The 20,867-nt window shown below is 73.3% G+C and carries 21 protein-coding genes and 1 pseudogene; 12 read left to right on the top strand and 10 right to left on the bottom strand.

The window, feature by feature from the left end; translation table 11 throughout:
• The first annotated feature begins 128 nt into the window (after window positions 1-128).
• The gene (locus tag ACIA6C_RS12170) at window positions 129-749 is read left to right on the top strand and encodes an L-threonylcarbamoyladenylate synthase (RefSeq protein WP_361134730.1); all 621 of its coding nucleotides are present in this window, start codon (window positions 129-131) and stop codon (window positions 747-749) included.
• Window positions 750-785: 36 nt separating this feature from the next.
• On the opposite strand, the gene ACIA6C_RS12165 is transcribed toward ACIA6C_RS12170, so the two are convergent.
• Window positions 786-2,666, bottom strand: a complete 1,881-nt coding sequence (locus ACIA6C_RS12165) for a galactose oxidase-like domain-containing protein (RefSeq protein ID WP_399274926.1) — start codon at window positions 2,664-2,666, stop codon at window positions 786-788.
• 220 nt (window positions 2,667-2,886) lie between these two features.
• Between ACIA6C_RS12165 and ACIA6C_RS12160 the strand changes: the two genes are divergently transcribed.
• A complete protein-coding gene (locus ACIA6C_RS12160; protein ID WP_399274924.1) occupies window positions 2,887-4,443 on the top strand; it encodes an alpha/beta hydrolase in 1,557 nt (518 codons plus the stop codon).
• A gap of 25 nt (window positions 4,444-4,468) precedes the next feature.
• On the opposite strand, the gene ACIA6C_RS12155 is transcribed toward ACIA6C_RS12160, so the two are convergent.
• Together ACIA6C_RS12155 and ACIA6C_RS12150 are read right to left on the bottom strand one after the other, a co-directional pair.
• Window positions 4,469-5,659 (bottom strand): cytochrome P450, encoded by a 1,191-nt coding sequence (locus ACIA6C_RS12155; RefSeq protein WP_399274922.1) that lies wholly within the window; start codon window positions 5,657-5,659, stop codon window positions 4,469-4,471.
• 65 nt (window positions 5,660-5,724) lie between these two features.
• A pseudogene (locus ACIA6C_RS12150) lies at window positions 5,725-6,691 on the bottom strand (MBL fold metallo-hydrolase).
• A 116-nt stretch (window positions 6,692-6,807) separates the two neighbouring features.
• Here ACIA6C_RS12150 and ACIA6C_RS12145 point away from each other — a divergent pair.
• Window positions 6,808-7,743 (top strand): AraC family transcriptional regulator, encoded by a 936-nt coding sequence (locus ACIA6C_RS12145; RefSeq protein ID WP_399274920.1) that lies wholly within the window; start codon window positions 6,808-6,810, stop codon window positions 7,741-7,743.
• A gap of 37 nt (window positions 7,744-7,780) precedes the next feature.
• Here ACIA6C_RS12145 and ACIA6C_RS12140 read toward each other — a convergent pair whose 3' ends face one another.
• On the bottom strand, window positions 7,781-8,440 hold the full coding sequence (locus ACIA6C_RS12140) for a DUF4360 domain-containing protein (RefSeq protein WP_399274918.1): 660 nt from the start codon (window positions 8,438-8,440) through the stop codon (window positions 7,781-7,783).
• A gap of 228 nt (window positions 8,441-8,668) precedes the next feature.
• Between ACIA6C_RS12140 and ACIA6C_RS12135 the strand changes: the two genes are divergently transcribed.
• From ACIA6C_RS12135 to ACIA6C_RS12125, 3 genes are all read left to right on the top strand, one after another.
• Window positions 8,669-9,406 carry an SAM-dependent methyltransferase gene (locus tag ACIA6C_RS12135; RefSeq protein WP_399274916.1) on the top strand — a complete coding sequence of 246 codons (738 nt, stop codon included), beginning with the start codon at window positions 8,669-8,671 and terminating at the stop codon, window positions 9,404-9,406.
• A 205-nt stretch (window positions 9,407-9,611) separates the two neighbouring features.
• Window positions 9,612-11,033: a glycoside hydrolase family 16 protein gene (locus ACIA6C_RS12130; protein ID WP_399274914.1), complete on the top strand. Its 1,422-nt coding sequence runs from the start codon at window positions 9,612-9,614 to the stop codon at window positions 11,031-11,033.
• Window positions 11,034-11,121: 88 nt separating this feature from the next.
• Window positions 11,122-12,165, top strand: a complete 1,044-nt coding sequence (locus tag ACIA6C_RS12125) for a LacI family DNA-binding transcriptional regulator (RefSeq protein ID WP_399274912.1) — start codon at window positions 11,122-11,124, stop codon at window positions 12,163-12,165.
• Between the two features lie 24 nt (window positions 12,166-12,189).
• On the opposite strand, the gene ACIA6C_RS12120 is transcribed toward ACIA6C_RS12125, so the two are convergent.
• From ACIA6C_RS12120 to ACIA6C_RS12110, 3 genes are read right to left on the bottom strand one after another with little or no spacing between them, the layout of a single operon-like run.
• Window positions 12,190-13,059 (bottom strand): hypothetical protein, encoded by an 870-nt coding sequence (locus ACIA6C_RS12120; RefSeq protein ID WP_399274910.1) that lies wholly within the window; start codon window positions 13,057-13,059, stop codon window positions 12,190-12,192.
• Entirely contained in the window at window positions 13,056-13,712 is a 657-nt protein-coding gene (locus ACIA6C_RS12115; protein ID WP_399274908.1) for a response regulator, read from the bottom strand. Before ACIA6C_RS12115 ends, ACIA6C_RS12120 begins: the two co-directional genes overlap by 4 nt.
• Window positions 13,700-14,968 (bottom strand): sensor histidine kinase, encoded by a 1,269-nt coding sequence (locus ACIA6C_RS12110; protein ID WP_399274906.1) that lies wholly within the window; start codon window positions 14,966-14,968, stop codon window positions 13,700-13,702. Before ACIA6C_RS12110 ends, ACIA6C_RS12115 begins: the two co-directional genes overlap by 13 nt.
• 177 nt (window positions 14,969-15,145) lie before the next feature.
• Here ACIA6C_RS12110 and ACIA6C_RS12105 point away from each other — a divergent pair, with 177 nt between their 5' ends.
• Window positions 15,146-15,607 (top strand): hypothetical protein, encoded by a 462-nt coding sequence (locus ACIA6C_RS12105; RefSeq protein ID WP_399274904.1) that lies wholly within the window; start codon window positions 15,146-15,148, stop codon window positions 15,605-15,607.
• A 58-nt stretch (window positions 15,608-15,665) separates the two neighbouring features.
• Here ACIA6C_RS12105 and ACIA6C_RS12100 read toward each other — a convergent pair whose 3' ends face one another.
• Both ACIA6C_RS12100 and ACIA6C_RS12095 read right to left on the bottom strand, forming a co-directional pair.
• Complete coding sequence (locus ACIA6C_RS12100) at window positions 15,666-16,049, bottom strand: hypothetical protein (RefSeq protein ID WP_399274902.1); 384 nt, start codon at window positions 16,047-16,049, stop codon at window positions 15,666-15,668.
• A 218-nt stretch (window positions 16,050-16,267) separates the two neighbouring features.
• Entirely contained in the window at window positions 16,268-16,678 is a 411-nt protein-coding gene (locus ACIA6C_RS12095; RefSeq protein WP_361134687.1) for an organic hydroperoxide resistance protein, read from the bottom strand.
• 145 nt (window positions 16,679-16,823) lie between these two features.
• Here ACIA6C_RS12095 and ACIA6C_RS12090 point away from each other — a divergent pair, with 145 nt between their 5' ends.
• On the top strand, window positions 16,824-17,303 hold the full coding sequence (locus ACIA6C_RS12090) for a MarR family winged helix-turn-helix transcriptional regulator (protein WP_399274900.1): 480 nt from the start codon (window positions 16,824-16,826) through the stop codon (window positions 17,301-17,303).
• 25 nt (window positions 17,304-17,328) lie between these two features.
• On the opposite strand, the gene ACIA6C_RS12085 is transcribed toward ACIA6C_RS12090, so the two are convergent.
• Window positions 17,329-17,781, bottom strand: a complete 453-nt coding sequence (locus tag ACIA6C_RS12085; RefSeq protein WP_399274898.1) for a MarR family winged helix-turn-helix transcriptional regulator — start codon at window positions 17,779-17,781, stop codon at window positions 17,329-17,331.
• A 137-nt stretch (window positions 17,782-17,918) separates the two neighbouring features.
• Here ACIA6C_RS12085 and ACIA6C_RS12080 point away from each other — a divergent pair, with 137 nt between their 5' ends.
• From ACIA6C_RS12080 to ACIA6C_RS12065, 4 genes are all read left to right on the top strand, one after another.
• Window positions 17,919-19,424, top strand: coding sequence for an MFS transporter (locus ACIA6C_RS12080; RefSeq protein WP_399274896.1), 1,506 nt, complete (start codon window positions 17,919-17,921; stop codon window positions 19,422-19,424).
• Window positions 19,425-19,585: 161 nt separating this feature from the next.
• On the top strand, window positions 19,586-20,299 hold the full coding sequence (locus ACIA6C_RS12075; RefSeq protein ID WP_399274895.1) for an HNH endonuclease family protein: 714 nt from the start codon (window positions 19,586-19,588) through the stop codon (window positions 20,297-20,299).
• Window positions 20,296-20,571, top strand: a complete 276-nt coding sequence (locus ACIA6C_RS12070) for a hypothetical protein (protein WP_399274894.1) — start codon at window positions 20,296-20,298, stop codon at window positions 20,569-20,571. Before ACIA6C_RS12075 ends, ACIA6C_RS12070 begins: the two co-directional genes overlap by 4 nt.
• 89 nt (window positions 20,572-20,660) lie before the next feature.
• Window positions 20,661-20,852, top strand: a complete 192-nt coding sequence (locus ACIA6C_RS12065; protein ID WP_329192845.1) for a DUF5302 domain-containing protein — start codon at window positions 20,661-20,663, stop codon at window positions 20,850-20,852.
• Window positions 20,853-20,867 lie beyond the last annotated feature (15 nt).

Genomic DNA, 20,867 nt, shown 5'->3' with positions numbered 1-20,867 from the left:
CCCTGACCCGTTCGCCACGCCACGATGCCGTCCGGACGGACCAGCGCGACGGGTTGGCGGGGCCGTGACCGGGGGCGCCGCGCCGACGTGTGGAACGGCGGGGCCGGGGCATCCCGTAGGCTCGGCGGATGGCGAAGTACTTCGATGTGCACCCCGAGAACCCGCAAGCGCGCACGATCGGCAACGTGGCAGACGGCATCCGCTCCGGCGCGCTCGTCGCGTACCCGACCGATTCCCTGTACGCGCTGGGCTGCCAGCTCGGCAACCGTGACGGCCTCGACCGGATCCGCTCCATCCGCGACCTCGACGACCGGCACCACTTCACCCTCGTCTGCCAGAACTTCGCGCAGCTGGGGCAGTTCGTGCAGATCGACAACGACGTGTTCCGCGCTATCAAGGCGGCCACTCCGGGCAGCTACACCTTCATCCTGCCCGCCACCAAGGAAGTGCCGCGCCAGCTGCTGCACCCCAAGAAGAAGACGGTCGGGGTCCGCATCCCGGACCACACGGTCGTCCAGGCCCTGCTCGCGGAGATCGGCGAGCCGCTGCTGTCCAGCAGCCTGCTGCTGCCCGACGAGTCCGAGCCGATGACCCAGGGCTGGGAGATCAAGGAGCGGCTCGACCACGTCGTGGACATCGTCGTCGACTCGGGCGACTGCGGGACGAAGCCGACCACGGTCATCGACTTCTCGGGCGGCGGGGCCGAGATCGTCCGCTACGGCGCGGGCGACACGGACCGCTTCGAGTAGCCGGCAGCGGCCTGCGGCGGCCGCTGCCGCGGGCCCTCAGCGGCCGCTCGGCCGGGGACCCAGTTTGATCCATTGCGCCGGGCTCGGGACGCCCTCGGCGCTGAGCAGGAACAGCATGTAGTAGCCCGGCGGCGCGTCGGCCGCGCCGGGCGGGGTGCGCAGGGTGACGGTGTCGCCCCGGACGGCGCTGATGCGCAGTTCCAGGTGGCGCTGACTGGTGTTCACGGCGTGCGTCACGGTCGTCGGGGCCAGCAGGACGGCACGCGCCACGGCCGCGGGGGTGGAGGTGCGGACCTGGAACTCGGCGTCGTAGGCGAGTTCGCCGCGCGGCGCCCGGTCCAGGGCGGGACGGGGGCCGCGGTGCAGGTAGGGCGGCTCGTAGAGCTCGATGCTGCCGTCCATGCCGTCCGCGATGTCGGGGTCGTTGGCGATCTGCTGGAGTTCGTCACCGGTGACCATCACCCGCCCGTCGGGCATGACCAGGGCGTTGGAGTGGTAGCCGCGGGGCAGCCGCTGGGCCGGTCCGAGCCTCCAGTGGCCGTGCGCGTCGCGCAGTTCGATCTGCCGGTACTTGAGGTCGGCCTTCGGGTTGAACGGCCCGTAACCGTAGTTCCTGGTGTCGAGCGCCCCGTTGACGGTGAGCAGGGTGGCGTCCGGGAGGATCAGCGTGTCGTCCTGGGTGCGGCCGAAGGCCCGGGGGGTGTCGGTGGTCCACGCGCCGCCGGACAGCCGGTACGTGGACGGGTCGAGCGGGTCGCCGCCGAGCACCAGCACGGAGTCCGGACCGCGCAGGCCCGCGGGCAGCGGCACGGCGGAGCCGTAGCCGCGGAAGTCGGCGGGCCGCCGCGGCAGATCGGTCCGGGTCTCCTTGACCGGGTCGAACACCCACTGCTGGTCGGCGTCACGGCCGAGACCGTAGATCATGCCGTCGCGCAGCGAGAACAGGTGCGGGTAGTCGTTGCGGAACGGGGCGTCGGCCGCGAACCGTTCCGCGGGGACGCCCGCCGGGATCTCGTACGGGCGCCAGGGCACCCGGTGACCGCGCGCCGGGAAGCGCTCGACCAGCGGGGTGGGGTGTCCGCTGCCCCGCTCGTCCTGCCCCGACATGATCAGCTGCCGGCCGTCGGCCCCGGTGACGACGGAGGGGTACCAGCGGCCCACCGCCATGTCCCGGTTGCGGAACCAGGTCTCGGTCCACGGGTCGAAGACGAAGGAGAGCCTGGCCCCCGTACCGCCCTTGCCGCCGCCGTTGCCGCCGAAGACGCCGACCATGCCGTTGGGCAGGTAGGAGTGGCCCGCGCAGAAGAAGGGGGCGGGGCGCGGGGCGTAGGTGCCGTCCGGCATCAGCACGGTCGGCGGCGGCACCTTCTTGAACGCCCGGGCGCCGGTGCCCTTGGCAGGGTCCCACAGGTAGGCCCGGCCGGCGTTGGTGCGGCCGAGGCGGTCGGTGGGGCCGGTCTCCTTGGTGGGGTCGACCTCCACCCGTTCGAAGGAGAAGAGCAGCACCTTGCCCGTGGGCAGCTGGGCCACGTGCACGCCGAAGTCGGGCGAGGCGAAGTAGTCCGTGAAGCGGCCCCACTTCGAAGCGGCGAAGGTGGCGTTGAGCCGCCGCTGCGAGGCGCCCAGCGAGGCGAGGCCGGCGGTGCGCCGCGACTGCGGGTATCCGCGCATCGCGTCGGCGGCCTTCCTGCGGCCGGCGTGGGCGCGGGCGTGGTCCTCGCCGAGCACGGCGGCCTCGCCGGGTACGGGGCCCTCGCCGAGTACGGGGCCCTCGTGGTGGGTGTCGCCGGGCGGGGGGGCCGAGGCGAGTGCGGGGGCGGTGGTGGCGAGGACGGCGGAGGCCAGCAGCGTCGCGAGCAGGCGCAGGGTAGGGACGGGCCGGTCCTCGAAGACCGCCCGGACAGGGTTCAGGGGCATGGGACTCCTCCTAGCAACCACCGACAAAGCGCCCATCGTAGAAGAAATTGGACAGTTGTCCGCGTGTGACCCGGCGGGTTCCCCGAACGGCCCCCGGCGGAGGGGACGGCCGGGGTGGTCCTGTCACCACCCCCGATCCGGGTGCCAGGGGGATCGAAGCACCCGGCGCGCGCGGGCGACGATCTGAGCGTCCAGGAGGTACGAGGGGGAAGAGGAAGAAATGCGCTTGTTCAGGAAGTCCGCGACGTGGGCGGCGACCGCCCTGTGCGGTGTGCTGGCCGCCGCCGCACTGCCCGCCACCGCGGCGGGCGCCGCGCCGGCGGGGGCCGCTCCCCCGGTCCCGGACCGCTACCGCCACCAGCGGCTCGACTGGCACCCGTGCGCGACGGGACCGCTGGAGTGCGCCACGATGACCGTGCCCCGGGACTGGTACCGCCCGGGCGCCGGGCCGGACCTGCACGTGGAGGTCGACCGGCTCCGCGCGGCCGACCCGGCCGCACGCCGGGGCGTGCTGATGGTCGCGGCGGGCGGCCCCGGCGCGTCGGGGCTCGGCCGGCCCGCGCGACTGGCCTCGTACAGCCCCCACTTGGCGGCCGCGTACGACATCGTCGGCTTCGACCAGCGCGGTGTCGGCGCGAGCACCCGTGTCACCTGCTCGGACCAGGACACCGTCGACGCCCTGTTCGCCAGCGGCGACCTGCGCGACCGGTCCCCCGAGGCAGTGCGGCACACCGTCGACCGGGCGCGGGGCTTCGCACAGGACTGCGGGCGCCGCTCGGGGGACCTGCTCCCGTACATCACCACCGATCAGGCGGTGCACGACATGGACCTGTACCGGGAACTCCTCGGGGCTCCGAAGGTCTCGTACTACGGCCCCTCCTACGCGACGTTCCTCGGCGCGTACTACGCCACCGAGTTCCCGGGCCGCGTGGAGCGGGTGGTGCTCGACAGCAACGTCGACTTCACCGGTACCTGGCAGTCGTTCATGACCGGTCAGCCGATGAGCTTCCAGCGCAGGTTCGAGGAGGACTTCCTGCCCTGGCTGGCCGCGCACGACGCCACCTACCACCAGGGCGCCACCCCCGCCGAGGCCGGGGCCGCCTTCGAGCGGCTGCGGGCCGCCCTGGGCGCCCACCCGCTCGACATCGAGGGAACGGTCGTCACCCCCAACCACCTCGACGCGGCGACGACGGACTCGGTCTACAACGCGCGGGAGGGTTTCGAGGGCCTCGCCGTGCTCCTCGGGGTCCTCGCCCACCCGCAGGAGGCTCCGGCGGACGTGCGCAAGACCGTGGCGGCTCGGCTCGCGCACCCCCTGGGCGCCGACTTCGCCGCCGACTTCTTCTCGGTCACCTGTCAGGACACCCCCTGGACACGGGACGCCCGTTACTGGGAGGAGCTCAGCGCCCGGGACACGGCCGCCCACCCGCTGGCCGGTGCGCGCGAGCTGGCCTTCGCCTCGGTCTGCGCGAACTGGCCGCGCACCCGGACGCACCGTGTCAGGGTCACAGGTGAAGGGCTGCCACCCGTACTCATGCTGAACTCGACGAACGACCCCGCGACGTACTACGAGTCCGCGGTGCGCGCCCACCGCGGACTGGCCGGCTCCCGGCTGCTCACGGTGGACGGCGGTGACCACGGCCAGTTCCAGAACCACAACCCGTGTGTCGACGCGGCCGTCGAGGCCTACCTGCTCGACGGCGTGCTGCCCGCCGAAGGCGCCCGCTGCCCCGGCGGGCCGCTGCCGGAGCCGGCCGGCCGTCCCGGCGGGCGCTGACGCAGGCCGCGGGCCCCCGGCGTCGCTACCAGCGGACCGGCAGCCGGCTCACGCCCCTCATCAGGCTGCCCGCCAGCCAGGCCGGGGGCCCGCCGGCCGGGTCCTCGGCCAGGTCCGGGAAGCGCTCCAGCAGGCTGCGGATCGCGATGCGGCCCTCCATCCGGGCCAGCGGGGCGCCGATGCAGAAGTGCAGCCCGTGGCCGAAGGCGAGGTGGCCCTGGGGGGCGCGGTGGATGTCGAAGGTGTCGGGCTCCGCGAACCGCCCCGGGTCGCGGTCGGCGCCGGCCAGCGAGACGAGGACGATGTCGCCCGCCGGGATGACGACGCCGCCGATCTCCACGTCCGCGCCGGCGTAGCGGAAGGTGGCGTTCTGCACGGGGCCGTCGTAGCGGAGCATCTCCTCGACGGCGCCGGGCAGGAGTCCGTCGAAATCGGCCCGCAGCTCGGCGAGTTGGCCGGGGTGGGCGAGCAGGGCCCTTACGCCGTTGGAGATGAGGTTGACCGTGGTCTCGTGACCGGCGACGAGCAGCAGGAAGGCCATCCCGATCAGCTCCTCCGCGGAGAGGGAGTCGCCGTCCTCGTCACGGGTGCGGATCAGCGCGCTGAGCAGGTCCTCACCCGGCGCCTTCGCCTTGAGTGCGACGAGCTCGGCGAGGTAGGCGCTGAGCTGCTCGTGGGCGGCGCCGGCCGGAGCGCCCTGGGTGGGGGCCACGACCTCGTTGGACCAGTACCGGAAGCGCTCGCGGTCCAGGTCGGGCACGCCGAGCAGTTCGCAGATCACGGTCATGGGCAGCGGGAACGCGAGCTCCTTGATCAGATCGGCGGTGCGCTCCGGCCGCGCGGCCATCGCGTCCAGCAGTTCGTCGGTGATCTCCTGGATGCGGGCCCGCATGGACTCCATCCGGCGCGCGGTGAACTCGCGTGCGACCAGGCGGCGCAACCGGGTGTGGTGCGGCGGGTCCGATTCCAGCATGTTCGCGTTGGCGGCGGTCGCCACGACCTCGGGGAACAGGCCGGTATCGCGCCAGTCCTTGAGCAGAACGGGGTGGTTGAGGGCCTGGCGGGCCTCCTCGTACCCCACGATCACCCAGCTCGGCCCCGATGCCCCGTCCATCACGACTTGGTGGACCGGGCCGTTCTCCCGCAGCTTCGCGTAAAAGGCGTACGGGTCGGCGTTGAAGTTCTCGGCACCGGAACTGATGTCTACTACAGGCATCACTCCACAGTACGGCCGCCGCACGTTGCTGAACGCGCTGTTTCCGGCCAGTCGTCGGGCCGGAATCATCGCACGGTCGGCACGTCCTGCCCGAAGGCCGCCCACGAACCGAGCGTGAAGTCGCCACCCTGCCGCCGTACTTCCAGGGCGCCCGGTCCACCGAAGTGCGCCGGAACCACCAACTCGCGCCGGTCCGCGGCTCTTTCGAGGATCCGGCGGCGGGCAGCCGCGGCAAGGGAAGGGTCCAGGCAGAAGCAGCTGTTGTGCCGGGGGCTCAGGATCTGAACGGGGCTGTGCACCAGATCGCCGACGAACACCGCCCGGTCCCCGCCGGAGTCGAGCCGCAGCACACTCGACCCGGGCGTGTGACCGGGCGCGGCCTCCAGGACGAGGTGCTCGTCGATGCGGTGGACACCCTCCCAGAGCACGGCCTGACCGGCACGGTGGACGGGCTCGATGCTGTCCTCGTACATGAGCCGGTCGTCGGCCCTCCCGCCCTGCGCGTATGCGTTGCGGGGCCCGTAGTGGAAGTCGTCGGCGGCCGGGATCAGGTACCGGGCGTTCGGGAAGGCCGGGGCCCACTCGCCCTGTGCACCCGTGGTGTTGCCGCCGACGTGATCGCCGTGCACGTGCGTGTTGACGACGACGTCCACGTCCTCGGGGCGGATGCCGGCCAGTGCCAGCCGGCCGAGGAGGTCCCCCCCGCCAGTGGTGGAACATCGGCGTACCGGGGCGCTCGCGCATGTCGCCGACCCCGGTGTCCACCAGTACGGTCCGTCCGGCGCTGCGCAGCACCCAGGTCTGCACGGCCATCACGACGCGGCCGTCCTGGGGGTCCCAGTGGTCGGGGGCGAGCGAGCCCGCGTTGTCCCGCCACACTTCGGGTCCGGCTCCGGGCACGATGTCACAGGCCTGGGCGACCGGCCCCTGCCATTCGACGACACGGGTGACCTCGACGTCCCCCAGCATGATGCTCTGCTTGCTCTCGTCGCTCACGATCTTCTCGTCGCTCACGATGTCCTCGCTGCTCATGGTGGTCTCGCTGCTCATGTGCCGACCGTATGAGCACCGGATGAGCCCCTCAATGCGTCGTCGGCTCATACCGATGCGCGGAACACTCGCCGCTGATGCCCGGCTACGCTTGCGGCATGGATGTGGTGAGCGATGCGATATCGACCGTCCGCATCGGACGGCCCTCCTCCAACCGCGTCCGGACGAGCGGCCGTTGGTGCACCCGCCTCGCCCCGTACGACGGCGCCGGCTTCCATGTGGTCATGGAGGGCAGCTGCGTGCTGCTGCCCGATGACGGCGCGCCGGTGCCGCTCGCGGCGGGGGACGCGGTGCTGCTGCCGCACGGGGCCGGGCACGTCCTCGCCGACTCCCGTGCCGACGAGTCGGCTCGGCGGCGCGCGGTGGCGTTCGAGGAGTGGGCCGACGGCCAGTACCCGCACCGGGGCGCCGTCGGCTGCGAGGGGAGCGCCGTCGAGCTGCTGTGCGGCAAGTACCGGCTGGACCGCAGCCGGATGCACCCGCTCATGGCCGAACTGCCGACCGTCGTCCACCTCCCGAACCGGGTCGGCGCCCATCCGGAACTACGCTCCGCCATCGACCTGTTGGGGCGGGAGCTGGGCGGACAGCGGCCGGGCGCGGGGATCGCCGTCCCCGGGCTGCTCGACCTCCTGCTCGTCTACATGATCCGGTCCTGGATGGCGGACGCCCCGACCGGGGCCTGGCCCGCCGTACTGGGCGACCCCGTGACGGCCGCCGCGCTGCGGGCGCTGCACTCCGAGCCGGCCGCCCCGTGGACCAACGACCGCCTCGCCGCCGAAGCGGGCGTCTCGCGGGCCACACTGGCCCGCCGGTTCACGGCGCTGGTGGGACGGCCGCCGATGGCGTACCTGACCTGGTGGCGGCTGACCTTCGCCGCGACGCTGCTCCGCGACACCACCGACCCGCTGTCGGCGATCGCCCGCCGCTGCGGTTACGGGACCCCGTACGCCTTCTCGCACGCCTTCAACCGGCAGTTCGGCACACCTCCGGGCCGCTACCGCGACCACGCGCAGACGGCCGCCGAGGCGCGCTGACGGGCGCACCGGCTTTCCCCGGCCGCCGGTGGGCGCCCTAGCGGGCCGGGCACTGCTTCCAGGAGAAGTGGTACTTCGTGCTGATGCTGCCGTCGGTCGAGTCGACCGTGATGTAGCTGGTCTTCGTGCTGTCCGAGCTCCCGACCTCGGCCCGCAGCTCGGTGTTGATGTTGAAGTTGCGCTGGGCCCCGCAGGGGGCGAAGACCAGGGCCTCGATCTCCGTGGTGTCGGTCGTCTGCCAGTTGTCGTCCAGCGCGCCGCGGAAGGTGTGCGTGCGGTAGGCGGTCTGGCTCATGCCCTGGAAGTAGTAGCTGGCCTTCTGGGTGCCGACCGCGCCCGGCTGCAGGTTTCCGTAACCGCGGTAGTCGACCTTGGACACGGCGTAGGTGAAACCCTGCGGCACGTGGACGAGCAGGGACAGGAGGCAGTTCTTCCGGCCCTCGGTCGTGGGGACTCCCCCGCCCGCCTGGGCCAGGTACTCGCTGTAGGTGACGGTGAAGGCCGAGTTGTCCGGGGCCACGGCGACGGAGGCGGAGGCCGGCCGGCAGCCCGAGCCGTTGACCGAGGCGACGTCCACGGTCACCTTCTGCGGGGGTGCGGGGACGGTGGCCCCGGCGCCCGGGGCGAGCGTGACGAGGGCGCCGGTCGCGACGGCCGCGACGGCCGCGGTCAGTGTGGTGCGCAGAGACTTGATCACGCCGCCATGGAAACGTCCGGCGGACGCCGGAGCCCGGCAGCGGATACGGGGGCTCACCCCGATGGACGGCCCGGTTCACCGGAGAAACGATTGCGCAGAGCCCGACGCGCATCCGAACGGCCCAGCACGCCCGGCGGCCGGCGCAGGGCGCGGGGGTTGCGGCACCGGAGGCGAGAAGTGCGCGAAAAGGGGGTGCGCGCGGTCTTCGGCCGCTGGCAGGCTGCGCCGGTGAACCGCGAAGAGATTTCCCAGATCGCCCACGCCGACCACCCGATCAAGGCCCCGCTCGACGACGGGTCCGTACGCCGGCTGCTGGAACGCGGCGTCCCACGCGCCGACGCCCGCGTGCTCGACCTTGGCTGCGGCAGCGCGGAGTGGCTGCTGCGCGCCCTGGACGCCCACCCCCACCTGCGTGCCGAGGGCGTCGACATCTCCGGCGAGGCCCTGGCACTCGCCGACCGGGCCGCAAGCCGCCTCGGCGTCCGCGAACGCCTCGTGCTCCACCACCGGTCGGCGACGGACTTCACCTCGGTGGAGCCGTTCGACCTCGTACTCAGCGTGGGGGCCACGCACGCCTTCGGCGGCCTGCTCCCCACCCTCGCCGAGGCGCGCAAGCACCTGGCCCCCGGCGGCCGGGTCCTGATCGGCGAGGGGTTCTGGGACCGCGAACCCTCCCCGGAGGCCGTCGGGATGCTCGGGGACTTCGCCGACCTCGCGACCACCGTGGACCGTGTCGTCGCCGACGGGTGGACACCCGTCGACGGGCACGTCAGCACGCGCGGCGAACTGGACGCCTACGAATGGTCCTGCTGGGGTTCCCTGGCGTCATGGGGCCTGGACCGTCCCGCCGATCCCGACGGCTCCCAGGCCCTCGAAACGGCCGGCGTCCGGCGCTCCGAGTGGCTGCGCGTCTACCGGGACACCTGGGGCTTCGTCTCCCTGGTCCTGCGCCGGACGGCCGGCTGACCCCGGCGCGGGACCACGCCACCCGCTTCAACCTGTGAACTCCCCGCCCCACGAAGGCCTTTGCCGGTTCCATCTCTTGACGGCCCTGGTGGCGGGGAGCACAGTGGCGGGCGACATCGTTGTGAGAGCGCTCTCGAAGCGGCGTCGCAGCCCGGACCTCCCCCCACCGCGCCCCCGAGGGCGCACGCAGAGAGGGCACCCACCCATGCGTGAGACACCCCGCAGAAGGCGACGCCCGGCGACCCGGCGTTCCGTCGCCGCCGCCCTGGGCACGATGGCGGCGGCGTTGGCGACCGCCGCTGCCGTGGCCGTCACCCCGCCCGCCAGCGCCGCCGCTCCCCCGGCCCCGGCCGGCTGGTCCCAGGTCTTCCTGGACGACTTCAACGGGGCCGCCGGCTCCGGCGTGAACACCACCGACTGGCAGTACACCACCGGGCGCGGCTACCCGGGCGGCCCCACCGGCTTCGGGACCGGCGAGATCGAGACCATGACCGCGGACCCGGCCAACGTCTCGCTCGACGGCGCCGGAAACCTCCGGATCACCCCCCGCCGGGACGCGGCCGGCAACTGGACCTCGGCCCGCGTGGAGAGCAGGCGGTCCGATTTCCGGCCCCCGGCGGGCGGCACCCTGCGCACCGAGGCCCGGATACAGATGCCGAACGTCACGGGCGCCGCGGCGAAGGGGTACTGGCCGGCCTTCTGGATGCTCGGGGCCCCGTACCGGGGCAACTGGTGGAACTGGCCGGGTATCGGTGAGCTGGACATCATGGAGAACGTCCAGGGCCTCAACAACGAGTGGGCCACCATGCACTGCGGCACCAGCCCGGGCGGTCCGTGCAACGAGACCTCCGGCATCGGCGGCCAGCGCGCCTGTACCGGTACCACCTGCCAGGGCGGCTTCCACACCTACGCGGTGGAATGGGACCGGTCCACCGCCGTGGAGGAGATGCGCTTCTACCTGGACGGCGTCACCTTCCACACGGTGAAGGCGAACCAGGTCGACGCGACCACCTGGGCCAATGCCACGAACCACGGCTACTTCATCATCCTGAACGTCGCCATGGGCGGCGGCTTCCCCGACGCGTTCGGCGGCGGACCGGACGCCGGTACCGAGCCCGGCCACCCGATGGTGGTCGACTACGTCTCCGTGCTCCAGAAGACGGGCGGCACCACCACACCGCCCACGACACCCCCCACCACCCCGCCCTCCGGGGCGCGGGACGCCTACGCCGCCATCCAGGCGGAGTCGTACGACGACCAGGCGGGCACCGCCAAGGAGACCTCTTCGGACACGGGCGGCGGCCAGGACCTCGCCTCCCTCGCCAACGGCGACTGGGCCGTGTACCGGGGCGTCGACTTCGGCACGAGCGCTGCCCGGCAGTTCTACGGGCGGATCGCGAGCGGCGCCGCGGGCGGGGTCAGCGGCCTCGTGGAAGTCCGCCTGGACAGCCGTACGAGCACTCCGGTCGGCAGTTTCTCCGTCGCCGGCACCGGAGGCTGGCAGAGCTGGCGGACCGTCCCCGCGAACATCAGCGCCGTCACCGGCACCCACGACGTCTACCTGACCTTCACCAGCGGTCAGCCGGCCGACTTCGTGAACGTGAACTGGTTCGACTTCGGCCACTGACCGGGCTGCGGCGCCGGGTGCTCCGGCGGTACGGGTTAACCTGCTCCGCGGCAAGTCAACCTCCGACGGCCACGCATGAGGAGCGCCCGTGCCCGAACAGCTTCGTGTTCCAGGGAACCGCCCCACCCTGGAGGCCGTGGCGGCACTGGCCGGGGTGTCCCGGGCCACCGTCTCCCGCGTCGTCAACGGCGGTGACGGGGTCCGGGCGCACCTGGTGGACAAAGTGCGGGAGGCCGTACGCGAGCTCGGCTACGTGCCGAACCACGCGGCCCGCACCCTGGTCACCCGGCGCACCGGGGCGGTGGCGGTGATCATCCCCGAACCGGAGGCGCGGATCTTCTCCGACCCGTTCTTCTCGCGCCAGATACGCGGAATCAGCCGGGAACTCACGGCGCAGGACACCCAGTTGGTCCTGTTGCTGGTGGAGGACCGGGGGGACTACGACCGGATCGAGCGGTACCTGGCGGGCGGCCACGTCGACGGGGCGCTCGCCTTCTCGCTGCACACCGACGACCCGCTGCCGGAAATCACCCGCCGGGTCGCGATGCCCACGGTCTACGGCGGCCGGCCGGGCTGGACGACCGGCCCCGACGACCCGTGCGCCGCCTATGTCGACGCCGACAACCGGGGCGGCGCCCGGGAGGCGGTACGCCACCTGCTCGCCCTGGGCCGTAGGCGTGTGGCGCACGTCGCGGGGCCGCTCGACCAGACGTCGGCCGTCGACCGGCTCGACGGCTACCGGGACGTACTGGTCGGCGGTGACCCCGCGTTGGTGGCGGGGGGTGATTTCACGGCGGCCGGCGGGGCCCGTGCGATGCGGGAGCTGCTGGAGCGCCGGCCGGACCTGGACGCGGTGTTCGCCGCGAACGACCTGATGGCGACGGGGGCCCTCGCGGTGCTCCGGGAGAAGGGCCTCGACGTGCCGGGGGACGTGGCGGTGGTCGGCTTCGACGACACCGAGCGGGTGGCCGAGGCGACGGAGCCGCCGCTGACGACGGTCCGCCAGGACGTGGAGGGGATGGGCCGCCTGATGGCCCGGCTGCTGCTCGGCACGCTGGGCGCGCTGGGCACCTCGCCCGCACCCCGGGCGGTGATCACACCGACCGCACTGGTCCGCCGGGCCTCCGCCTGACGCCGGCGCCGCCGTCACCGCCGGTCAGTGGGGCGCAGTGGCACGGGCCTCGGCCCGGCCCGTCTCCGCCGAGACGGTCAGGGAGTGGGGGGAGGTGGGGTCGCGCAGGGTCCCGGCGACCTCACAGGTGCCCGAGCCCGCGCGCGCGTCGACGCGGAAGCGGGTGGCCGGGGGGAAGGCGAGGTCGAGCCCGCCGGAGCCGACACGGGCGGTGACCCGGTCGGGCGGGGCCAGGAAGGCGGCCAGCGCGTGGCCGGAGTCCGCCGCGACGTCGGCCTGCGCCGAGGTCAGGCCGGTGGCGTTCAGGGCGCCGGAGCCGGCCCGGGCGCGCAGCACGCCGCGCAGGCCGACGAGGTTCAGGGTGCCGGAGTCGACGGCGGCGTCGACGGGGCCGGCCATACCGCTGATGTCGACCCGGCCGGAGCCGGCGGACACCCGTACGGGAATGTCTGCCGGCACGGTCACCGCGAGGCGGACGTCACAGCCGGGCCCGGGGCCCGGCGCGTCCGGATCTCCGCCATCGGCGCCAGCGCCGTCATCGGCGCTTTCGCCGGGGCAGCGCGCGGCCACCCGCAGGGTGTCGCCGAGCCGGCTCTCCTCGACGACGGGCGGCCGGGCGGACCAGCCGAGCTCCGCCCGGTAGCCGACCACCGCGTCCGCGCGCGGGGTGACGACGATGTCCGCGCTGCGACCGGTGATCTCCAGGGCCCGCACGGGCAGAGCGCCGCTGTCGCCGACCAGGACGCGGCTGTGCGGGGAGTGCTGCGTCCATGCCTGACGGCCCGCCGGCACGAGGACCAGCAGCGCACCGGCCAGCGCCGCGAGGAGCCACGCCCTGCGGTGCTTCGGGCGGGCCGGGGCCGGCGGCGCACCGGATGCGTCGGCGCGGGTCACGGTGTGCCGTCCAGGAACCGCAGGACCGCGAGGACGCGGCGGTGGGCGCCCTCGGCCGGTGGCAGGTCCAGCTTGGTGAAGATGTTGTTGATGTGCTTGGCCACCGCGCTCTCGCTGACCACGAGTCCGGCCGCGATGCCCGCGTTGGAGCGGCCCTCCGCCATCAGGGCCAGCACCTCGCGTTCGCGCGGGGTCAGCCGCTCCAACGGGTCCGGTCCGCCGCCCCGGCGCAGCAGGAGCTGGGCGACGACCTGGGGGTCGAGCGCGGTGCCGCCCGCCGCGACGCGGCGCAGCGCGTCGATGAACTCCTCCACGTCTGCGACCCGTTGCTTGAGGAGGTAGCCGATGCCCGCGCTGTTCTCGCCCGACAGCAGGTCGGCCGCGTAGCGCTCCTCCACGTACTGCGAGAGCAGCAGGACCGCGGTGCGCGGGCTGCGGCTGCGGATCATCAGCGCCGCGCGGACCCCTTCGTCGGTGAAGCCGGGTGGCATGCGTACGTCGAGCAGCGCGAGGTCGGGCCGGTGTTCCTCGACGGCGGCGAGCACCGCTTCGGCGTCCCCGGCTTCGGCGGTCACCTCGAACCCCGCCATTTCGAGGACCTTCACGAGTCCTATGCGCAGCAGGACGGAGTCCTCGGCGATCACGGCACGCACGGCAGCTCCACGGTGATGACGGTCGGGCCCCCGAGAGGGCTGTTGATCTTGAGAGTTCCGTCGACCGACCCTACCCGCTTGCGCAGACCCGTCAGGCCGGTGCCGGAGGCCGGATCGGCGCCGCCCACCCCGTCGTCGGTGACGACGACGCGCAGCAGGTCGGTGCCCGCGTCCCCCATGACCCGCCGCACCCGGACGGAGCAGCGGCCGGCACGGGCGTGTTTGGCGACGTTGGCGAGGGCTTCGGAGACCACGAAGTACGCGACGGCCTCGACCGTCGGGCCGGGGCGTTCGGCGAGGTCCACGGTGAGTTCGACGGGCAGGGGGGCGCGGGCGGCGATCCCGGAGAGCGCGGCGTCGAGCCCGCGGTCCTCCAGGACCGCCGGGTGCAGGCCCCGTACCAGGCTGTTCAGTTCCTCGATCGCCTCCTTCGCCTCGCGGTGGGCCTCGTCGATGACGGCCTTGGCCTCGGGCGGCAGGTCCGGGAGGGTGGCGCGGGCGATCCCGAGGTTCATGGCGAGGGAGACCAGGCGCTGTTGGGCGCCGTCGTGCAGGTCCCTCTCGATGCGGCGGCGTTCGAGGTCGGCGGCGTCCAGCACGCCGGCCCGGCTCTGGGCGAGGTCCTCGACGCGGCGCAGCAACTCCCCGGCGCGGTTGGGGCCGAGGAGGGCCGCGGCGGCGAGTGCGTCGAGGCGGGCGACGAGGGCGGCCGCCCAGGGAACCGTGAGCAGGGCCAGACCCCCGGCGACGGTCATCAGGTCGTACTGGCCGGTCCAGCCGGGGGTGCCCGTTCCGCCGCGGCCGGGCAGCAGCCAGACCCATCCGTAGACGGTGGCGCCGACGCCACCCGCCGCCCAGCCGAGGACGACGGCGGCGCCCGCCAGCGCGGCGAGGGGGCTGACGACGAGGTGGTACCCGTACTGCCGCCACATCGCCTCGGAACCCAGCCGTTCACCCACCCCCCGCGGTGTCCACCACCGGTGCTCGTGTACGACCGGCGGAACGTCGAGGCCGAGCAGCGACCAGAAGCGGCTGCGCTGGAGCGGCGTGAGCAGGGGGCAGAGGACCAGCGCGGCGGCCAGCGGAACGGGATCGTGCCCGGGGAGCACCGCCAGGACGGTGACCCCCGCGAGGACGGGCAGCGCGGGCGGTATGGCAGCCGCCGCGAAGGCGGTGTTGCGCCGGGCCCACGCCGACCAGGGGGCGTGCGCGGCCAACCAGGTGGACGTACGCCTCAGCGCGCCGCGAAGTGCCATGATCCATACGGTAATCGCACCGGTCCGGGGTGTGCGACCACCCTGGTACCCGCTCGGGGGTGGTACAGGCACCACCCCGGCTTCGGACCGTGGGGCTACTGATCTTCGCGTTGCGGGACACAAGAGTGGGGGCGTGCCCCGCGGAAGGACCGCCGGGCCGGAAGGAGACCCGCGGCCATGGCCCTCACCGCCCCCTGCCTCCCCGTCACCGCACGCACGACCACCCGCCGGATGCCCGGTCCGCCGGCGACGGGCCGTCGGACGGCCGCACGCCGCGCCGCGCCGGGGATCGCCGTGGTCTTCACCGGGGCCGGGGCGGCGCTGCTGCCGTGGATGCTCGTGCTGGCGACGACGCTGCCCGCGAGCGCCCGGGTGTCCCACTGGGCCACGGCCTGGATCGGCCTGGACGTGATGCTGGCGGTCGCACTGGCCGGGACCGGGCTGCTGTTGCGCCGGAAGGATCCCCGGGCTTCGCCGGTGGCGGCGGCGACGGCCGCGCTGCTGGCGGTGGACGCCTGGTTCGACGTGACCACCTCGCTGGGGACCGGCGGCCAGGGCCTGGCGCTGCTGCTGGCGGCGGGGGCGGAAGTGCCGCTCGCGGTGGCTTGTGCGGTGGTGGCCGGCCGGCGGCGCGGCTGAGCGGCCGCCGGCCTCCTGGGTAGGCCCTTCCGCAGGGCCGTCCCCGCGGAGCCCGCGGTCAGACGAGGCCCAGTCCGCGGGGCGGGACGAAGAGGTGCGCGGCCCGGTGTTCGGCGGCCACCAGGGCCGCGGCGAGGCCGAATTCGGCGTCCTCGCTCCGCGCGAGTCTGCGTTCGTGGTCGCCGCAGCGCTCGCACTCCGGCACCCAGTCGGGCAGCAGGCTCTCGTGGCTGGTGGCCAGGTGGCGGGCGAGCCGGATCCGCGAGCCGGGGCCGCTGTCCACGGGGTCCCAGTCGCTCCCCTGCCCCGTGAGCCACATCTCCTCCGTGACCCGCTCGATGCGCTTCATGGAACGGTAGAGCCGGAAACAGTCGGTGCAGTCGAACATCCAGGCCGGCGGCAGCGGCCACACGTCCCGGGGGTCGAGTTCATCGGCGCTCATGCGGCAACGGTAGTGGCGGCGCACCGGCGCGTGCAGCCGATCCGGCGTACTTCCCCCTCCCCCAAAACAGCTGCGGGATCCGGGAGTTGCCCGGCGGTGCAAACGCCTCCGGCGCCCCTCTTCGGGGGCGCCGGAGGCGGTCGTCGCGGCGTGTGCGGCGCCGCGGGGCGGCCGGCGCGCCGTGTGCGCGGGGCCCTACGGCCCGATGGGCCCGACTTCTACTCGATGACCAGCTCGACGGGGATGTTGCCGCGCGTCGCCTTGGAGTACGGGCAGACCTCGTGCGCCTGCTTGACCAGAAGGGCGCCGGTCTCGCCCTCGAGGGACTCGGGCAGCTCGATGCGCAGGGTGACGGCCAGACCGAAGCCCGAGCCGTCCTGGCCGATGGAGGTCTCCGCGGTGACGGAGATGTCGCCGGTGTCGACCTTGGCCTGCCGGCCGACCAGCCCGAGGGCGCTGGCGAAGCAGGCGGCGTAGCCGGCCGCGAAGAGCTGCTCGGGGTTGGTGCCCTGCCCGTTGCCGCCGAGCGCCGGAGGCATGGCCAGCGCGAGGTCGATCTGGCCGTCGGAGCTGACTGCGCGGCCCTCACGGCCGTTGGCGGTGGCGACAGCGGTGTACAGCGCGTCCATCGGAGTTCCTCTCGGGAGGTGGGGAAGGCGGTCCGGGGCGAACCTCGGCGGTGCCGGTGAACCGGCCGCCTCCACTAATAGAGCACACAATTGAATTGTGCACAACTCAATGGCTTGCAAGCCACCTCGCGGTACACTGGCCCCCATGACGCAGCAGCCCGCCACCCCGCTCGACGACCAGGACTTCCTGCGCCTGGACGGGCAGATCTGCTTCGCGCTCAACGCCGCGAGCCGCGCCTTCAACGGCCTCTACCGGGTCGTCCTCAAGGATCTGGGCCTGACCTACCCGCAGTACCTGGTGATGCTGGTCCTGTGGGAGCACGGCACGATGCCCGTCAAGCAGCTCGGGGCGCACCTGCGGCTCGACTCGGGCACGCTCTCGCCCCTGCTCAAGCGGTTGGAGGGAGCCGGCCTGATCCGGCGCGAGCGCAGCTCGCAGGACGAGCGCTCGGTCCACGCCGTGCTGACCGACGAGGGCGCGGCCCTGCGCGGGCGCGCGGTGGAGGTTCCCCGCCGCATCGCGCGGGCGACGGGGTTCGAACTGGAGGAGATCCGCGACCTCCAGACGCGCCTGAGCCGCCTCACGGCGGCCCTCGACTCCGCGACGACCGGCGAGGACCTCTGATCCGCCCGCTCCGGCCCTCCCAGGTTCAGGCGTCCTTCTCCATGGTGGGACGGAGCCGCTCCAGCAGGGCGTAGAGCGTCGCGCTCTCGTCCTCGTCGAGGGTGTCGAGCGCGCCGTGCGTCGCCTGCATCTCCTCGCGCACCCGCCGGATGACGTCCCGGCCCTCGTCCGTGGCGACGACGTTCTTCACGCGCCGGTCGATGGGGGACGGCTCCCGCCGCACCAGCTCGCGCGCCTCCAGTCTGTCGACGATGCCGGTGACGTTGGACGCGTCACACACCAGCAGGGTGGCCAGGCCCCGCATCGGCACCGGCCCCTCCAGCTGGGCGAGCACCCTGGCCTGCGTGGAGGTGAGGCCGTAGCGGGCGGCGGCGGCCGCGAAATCCCGCCACTGGGCGGTGCCGATGGCAGCGAGCAGCTCCAGGAGCTGGAGCTTGGCGGGGCGTGGGGGGGCGGCCGGGCCGGCGGTGGCACTCATGCGGTCGAGCGTACGCAAGAAGGTTGCCATTATCAATTGTTTACTTGACCTCCTTAACTATTGCGGTCTACCTTCATCCAAGTACTTGATGAGATAAAACATCTGCGATCTGAAGCGTTAAGAAGGTCCTGCCAGCCATGAGCTCCGCCGCACCCGCCCCCTCCGCCGCCAGACCCGGGAACGAGACGGTCATCGTCTTCGCCCTGAGCCTCGCCGCCATGGTCGTGTCGATGATGCAGACCCTGCCCGTCCCGATCCTGGGCCTGATCCGCAACGACCTCGGCACCTCGACCGCCAACGTCAGCTGGGTGACCACCGCCACCCTGCTGTCCGCAGCCGTCTTCACCCCGCTCCTGGGCCGCTTCGGCGACCAGCACGGCAAGAAGCCGACCCTGGTGGCCGTACTCGCCGTCATGGTCGCGGGTTCCGTCGTCGCCGCCCTGGCGACCTCGCTGCCCCTGCTCATCCTGGGCCGGGTGCTCCAGGGCGCGGCCACCGCGATCTTCCCCCTGGCCCTCTCCGTCCTGCGCGAAGAGGTCCGGCCGCAGAAGCTGCCGGGTGCCATGGCACTGGTCAGCGGAACGCTCGCGTTCGGCAGCGGTCTGGCGCTGGTCGCCACCGGCCTGCTGACCTCCGGTGACGGCGCCGACTACCGCAACGCCTTCTGGATGGCGACCGGCTTCGCGACCCTCGCCCTGCTGGCGGTCGTGTTCCTGGTCCCGGCCACCCGCCACAAGACCGGCGGCCGCACCGACTTCCTGGGCGCGCTGACCCTCGGCATCGCCCTGCTGCTGCTCCTGCTGCCCATCTCGCAGGGCCACGAGTGGGGCTGGTCCTCCGGCCGTACGCTCGCCGGCTTCGCAGGCGCCGCCGTCATGACCGCCGTGTGGGTCCTGGTCGAGCGCAAGGTGCGCGAGCCGCTGGTCGACATGAGGATGTTCGTCCACCGCCCGGTGCTGATGGCCAACCTGGCCGGCATCCTCGTCGGCTTCGGCATGTTCGCGAACTTCCTCGGCGTGTCCTACCTCGTCCAGATGCCGAAGGCGCTCACCGGGTACGGGTTCGACGCGTCCATCCTGCGCGCCTCCGTCCAGTTCCTGCTGCCGGGTGCCATCGTCTCGCTGCTCGCCTCGCCCATCGGCGGTCAGCTGGTCCGCCACCGCGGCCCGCGCATCGCGCTCGCCCTGGCCGCCGGGCTCGGCGCCGTCGGCTTCGGCTGGCTGGCCTTCGACCACGGCCACACCTTCTCGGTGATCGGCGCCGGTGTCGTCGTCGGCGCGGCCGTCAGCTTCGGTTACGCGGCCATGCCCGCCGTGATCATGGCGAGCGTGCCGCACCACCAGAGCGGCATCGCCAACGGCATCAACTCGATCTCCCGTTCCACCGGCAGCGCGATCGGCAGCGCCATCGTCACCACGATCCTGGCGTCCAAGACGATCGAGCACCTCCCGCCGGGCGTTCCCGCCCTGCCCGCCGAGTCCGGTTTCACCCTGACGTTCGGGATCGGGGCGGCGGCCTTCGCCCTGGTCGCCCTGATCAGCTGGGTCGGACTGCGCAAGGGCCACGGCCCCCGTGTGGCCGGGCCCGTCGCGTCCGGCGAGGTCCCGGCCCCGAAGGTGGTGGAGACGGCCGACGCCGTCTGATCCCCCGCCGCCCGCACCCGTACCGCCCCCGGTCCTCCTGGACGACCGGGGGCGGTTCGCGTCGCCGGTGAAGCGGCCCGCGCGGGTCCCGCGCGGTGGGACGGCCCCCGCTGGGTACGCTTCCCGGGACAGCGCGGGCAGTTCGGGGCGGGGTGGGGTTCATGGGTCGTCAGGCGGGGCTGCGGGGCGCGGCGGTGGCCGCGGCGCTGCTGCTGGGGCTTGCCGGGTGCGGTCAGTACGGCGGTGCGCCGGACGGCGGGCGGGGCGGGGCCACGGGCGGACCCCCGGCCGGCGGGGACCCGAAACCCGGCGCCGCCGACGTACTGCCCGGCATGGTCAGCGCGGCCGTGGCCCGGACGCAGCTGGCCGCGCTGGCGGTCGGCAAGCCGGGGACGATGGCCGGGTACAGCCGCGACAAGTTCACGCACTGGGCCGAGCAGGGCGACAAGTGCGACACCCGCGAGGTCGTCCTGAGGCGCGACGGCAAGAACGTCACCCAGGACGCGCAGTGCCGGGCGGTGTCCGGCACGTGGAAGAGCCTGTACGACGGCGCGGAGATCACCGACGCGGCGAAGCTGGACATCGACCACATGGTCCCGCTCGCCGAAGGCTGGCGCTCCGGCGCCGCCGGCTGGGACGCCGCCAAACGCAAGGCCTTCGCCAACGACCTGACGCGCCCCCAGTTGCTGGCCGTCTCGGCGGCCTCCAACCGCTCGAAGGGCGACCAGAGTCCGGACCTGTGGCAGCCGCCGGACAAGACGAGCTGGTGCCTGTACGGACGCGCCTGGACCACCGTCAAGTCCTACTACGGGCTGACCGTCACCCAACCGGAGAAGGCCATGCTCACCACGATGATCGACACCTGCGCCTCATGACCGCGCCCGGGCAGTGGCAGGACGACGTCCTCGCCGGCCGCGGCGGCGCCATGACCGACGAGGTCGGGGTGATCACCGGGGAGCTCACCCTGCGCACCCTCGCGGATCCGGACGGCAAGGTCCGCTTCGAGATCCAGTACCGCGACGCCGACGAGTGGTACACCCTGACCGGCAGTCCCGTCGCCCACGGTGACCCGTACGCCCTCCACCTGGCGGCCCTGCGCGCCGTCCGCGCGGGCGGCGGCGCCGGGGCTCCGCACCCCAGCGCCTGACCGGTCAGCCGCCCGCCGCGGGGAACGCGCTGGTCAGCGTGGCTGCGGGCTGACAGACTGAGGTGGCTCCATCACTCCCAGGAGGACCCATGGCCGACGAGACCGACACCCCGCAGGACGAATCCCCCGCCGAGGAGGCCAAGCGCAAGTTCCGCGAGGCCCTGGAGCGCAACGCGGCGAACGCCCATTCGCAGCAGGCCCACCAGAGCCGGGCGAAGGTGCAGGGCGCCAGCAGCGGCCCAGGCGGCAAGAACAAGAAGGTGCGCCGCAAGACCGGCTGACGCGTTCCGCCGGGC

Source organism: Streptomyces sp. NPDC051578 (genome assembly GCF_044454045.1).
GTDB lineage: Bacteria > Actinomycetota > Actinomycetes > Streptomycetales > Streptomycetaceae > Streptomyces.
Note: the sequence above shows the minus strand (reverse complement) of the source record. Positions and strands in the feature narration are given on the sequence as shown.

Bases quoted from the DNA above. Each gene is read 5' to 3' on its own strand.
- ACIA6C_RS12075 (WP_399274895.1), top strand. From the start codon at position 19,586: ATGGGTCGTCAGGCGGGGCTGCGGGGCGCGGCGGTGGCCGCGGCGCTG.
- ACIA6C_RS12080 (WP_399274896.1), top strand. From the start codon at position 17,919: ATGAGCTCCGCCGCACCCGCCCCCTCCGCCGCCAGACCCGGGAACGAG.
- ACIA6C_RS12105 (WP_399274904.1), top strand. From the start codon at position 15,146: ATGGCCCTCACCGCCCCCTGCCTCCCCGTCACCGCACGCACGACCACC.
- ACIA6C_RS12065 (WP_329192845.1), top strand. From the start codon at position 20,661: ATGGCCGACGAGACCGACACCCCGCAGGACGAATCCCCCGCCGAGGAG.
- ACIA6C_RS12095 (WP_361134687.1), bottom strand. From the start codon at position 16,678: ATGGACGCGCTGTACACCGCTGTCGCCACCGCCAACGGCCGTGAGGGC.
- ACIA6C_RS12145 (WP_399274920.1), top strand. From the start codon at position 6,808: ATGGATGTGGTGAGCGATGCGATATCGACCGTCCGCATCGGACGGCCC.
- ACIA6C_RS12070 (WP_399274894.1), top strand. From the start codon at position 20,296: ATGACCGCGCCCGGGCAGTGGCAGGACGACGTCCTCGCCGGCCGCGGC.
- ACIA6C_RS12165 (WP_399274926.1), bottom strand. From the start codon at position 2,666: ATGCCCCTGAACCCTGTCCGGGCGGTCTTCGAGGACCGGCCCGTCCCT.
- ACIA6C_RS12110 (WP_399274906.1), bottom strand. From the start codon at position 14,968: ATGGCACTTCGCGGCGCGCTGAGGCGTACGTCCACCTGGTTGGCCGCG.
- ACIA6C_RS12170 (WP_361134730.1), top strand. From the start codon at position 129: ATGGCGAAGTACTTCGATGTGCACCCCGAGAACCCGCAAGCGCGCACG.
- ACIA6C_RS12160 (WP_399274924.1), top strand. From the start codon at position 2,887: ATGCGCTTGTTCAGGAAGTCCGCGACGTGGGCGGCGACCGCCCTGTGC.
- ACIA6C_RS12130 (WP_399274914.1), top strand. From the start codon at position 9,612: ATGCGTGAGACACCCCGCAGAAGGCGACGCCCGGCGACCCGGCGTTCC.
- ACIA6C_RS12085 (WP_399274898.1), bottom strand. From the start codon at position 17,781: ATGAGTGCCACCGCCGGCCCGGCCGCCCCCCCACGCCCCGCCAAGCTC.
- ACIA6C_RS12090 (WP_399274900.1), top strand. From the start codon at position 16,824: ATGACGCAGCAGCCCGCCACCCCGCTCGACGACCAGGACTTCCTGCGC.
- ACIA6C_RS12155 (WP_399274922.1), bottom strand. From the start codon at position 5,659: ATGCCTGTAGTAGACATCAGTTCCGGTGCCGAGAACTTCAACGCCGAC.
- ACIA6C_RS12100 (WP_399274902.1), bottom strand. From the start codon at position 16,049: ATGAGCGCCGATGAACTCGACCCCCGGGACGTGTGGCCGCTGCCGCCG.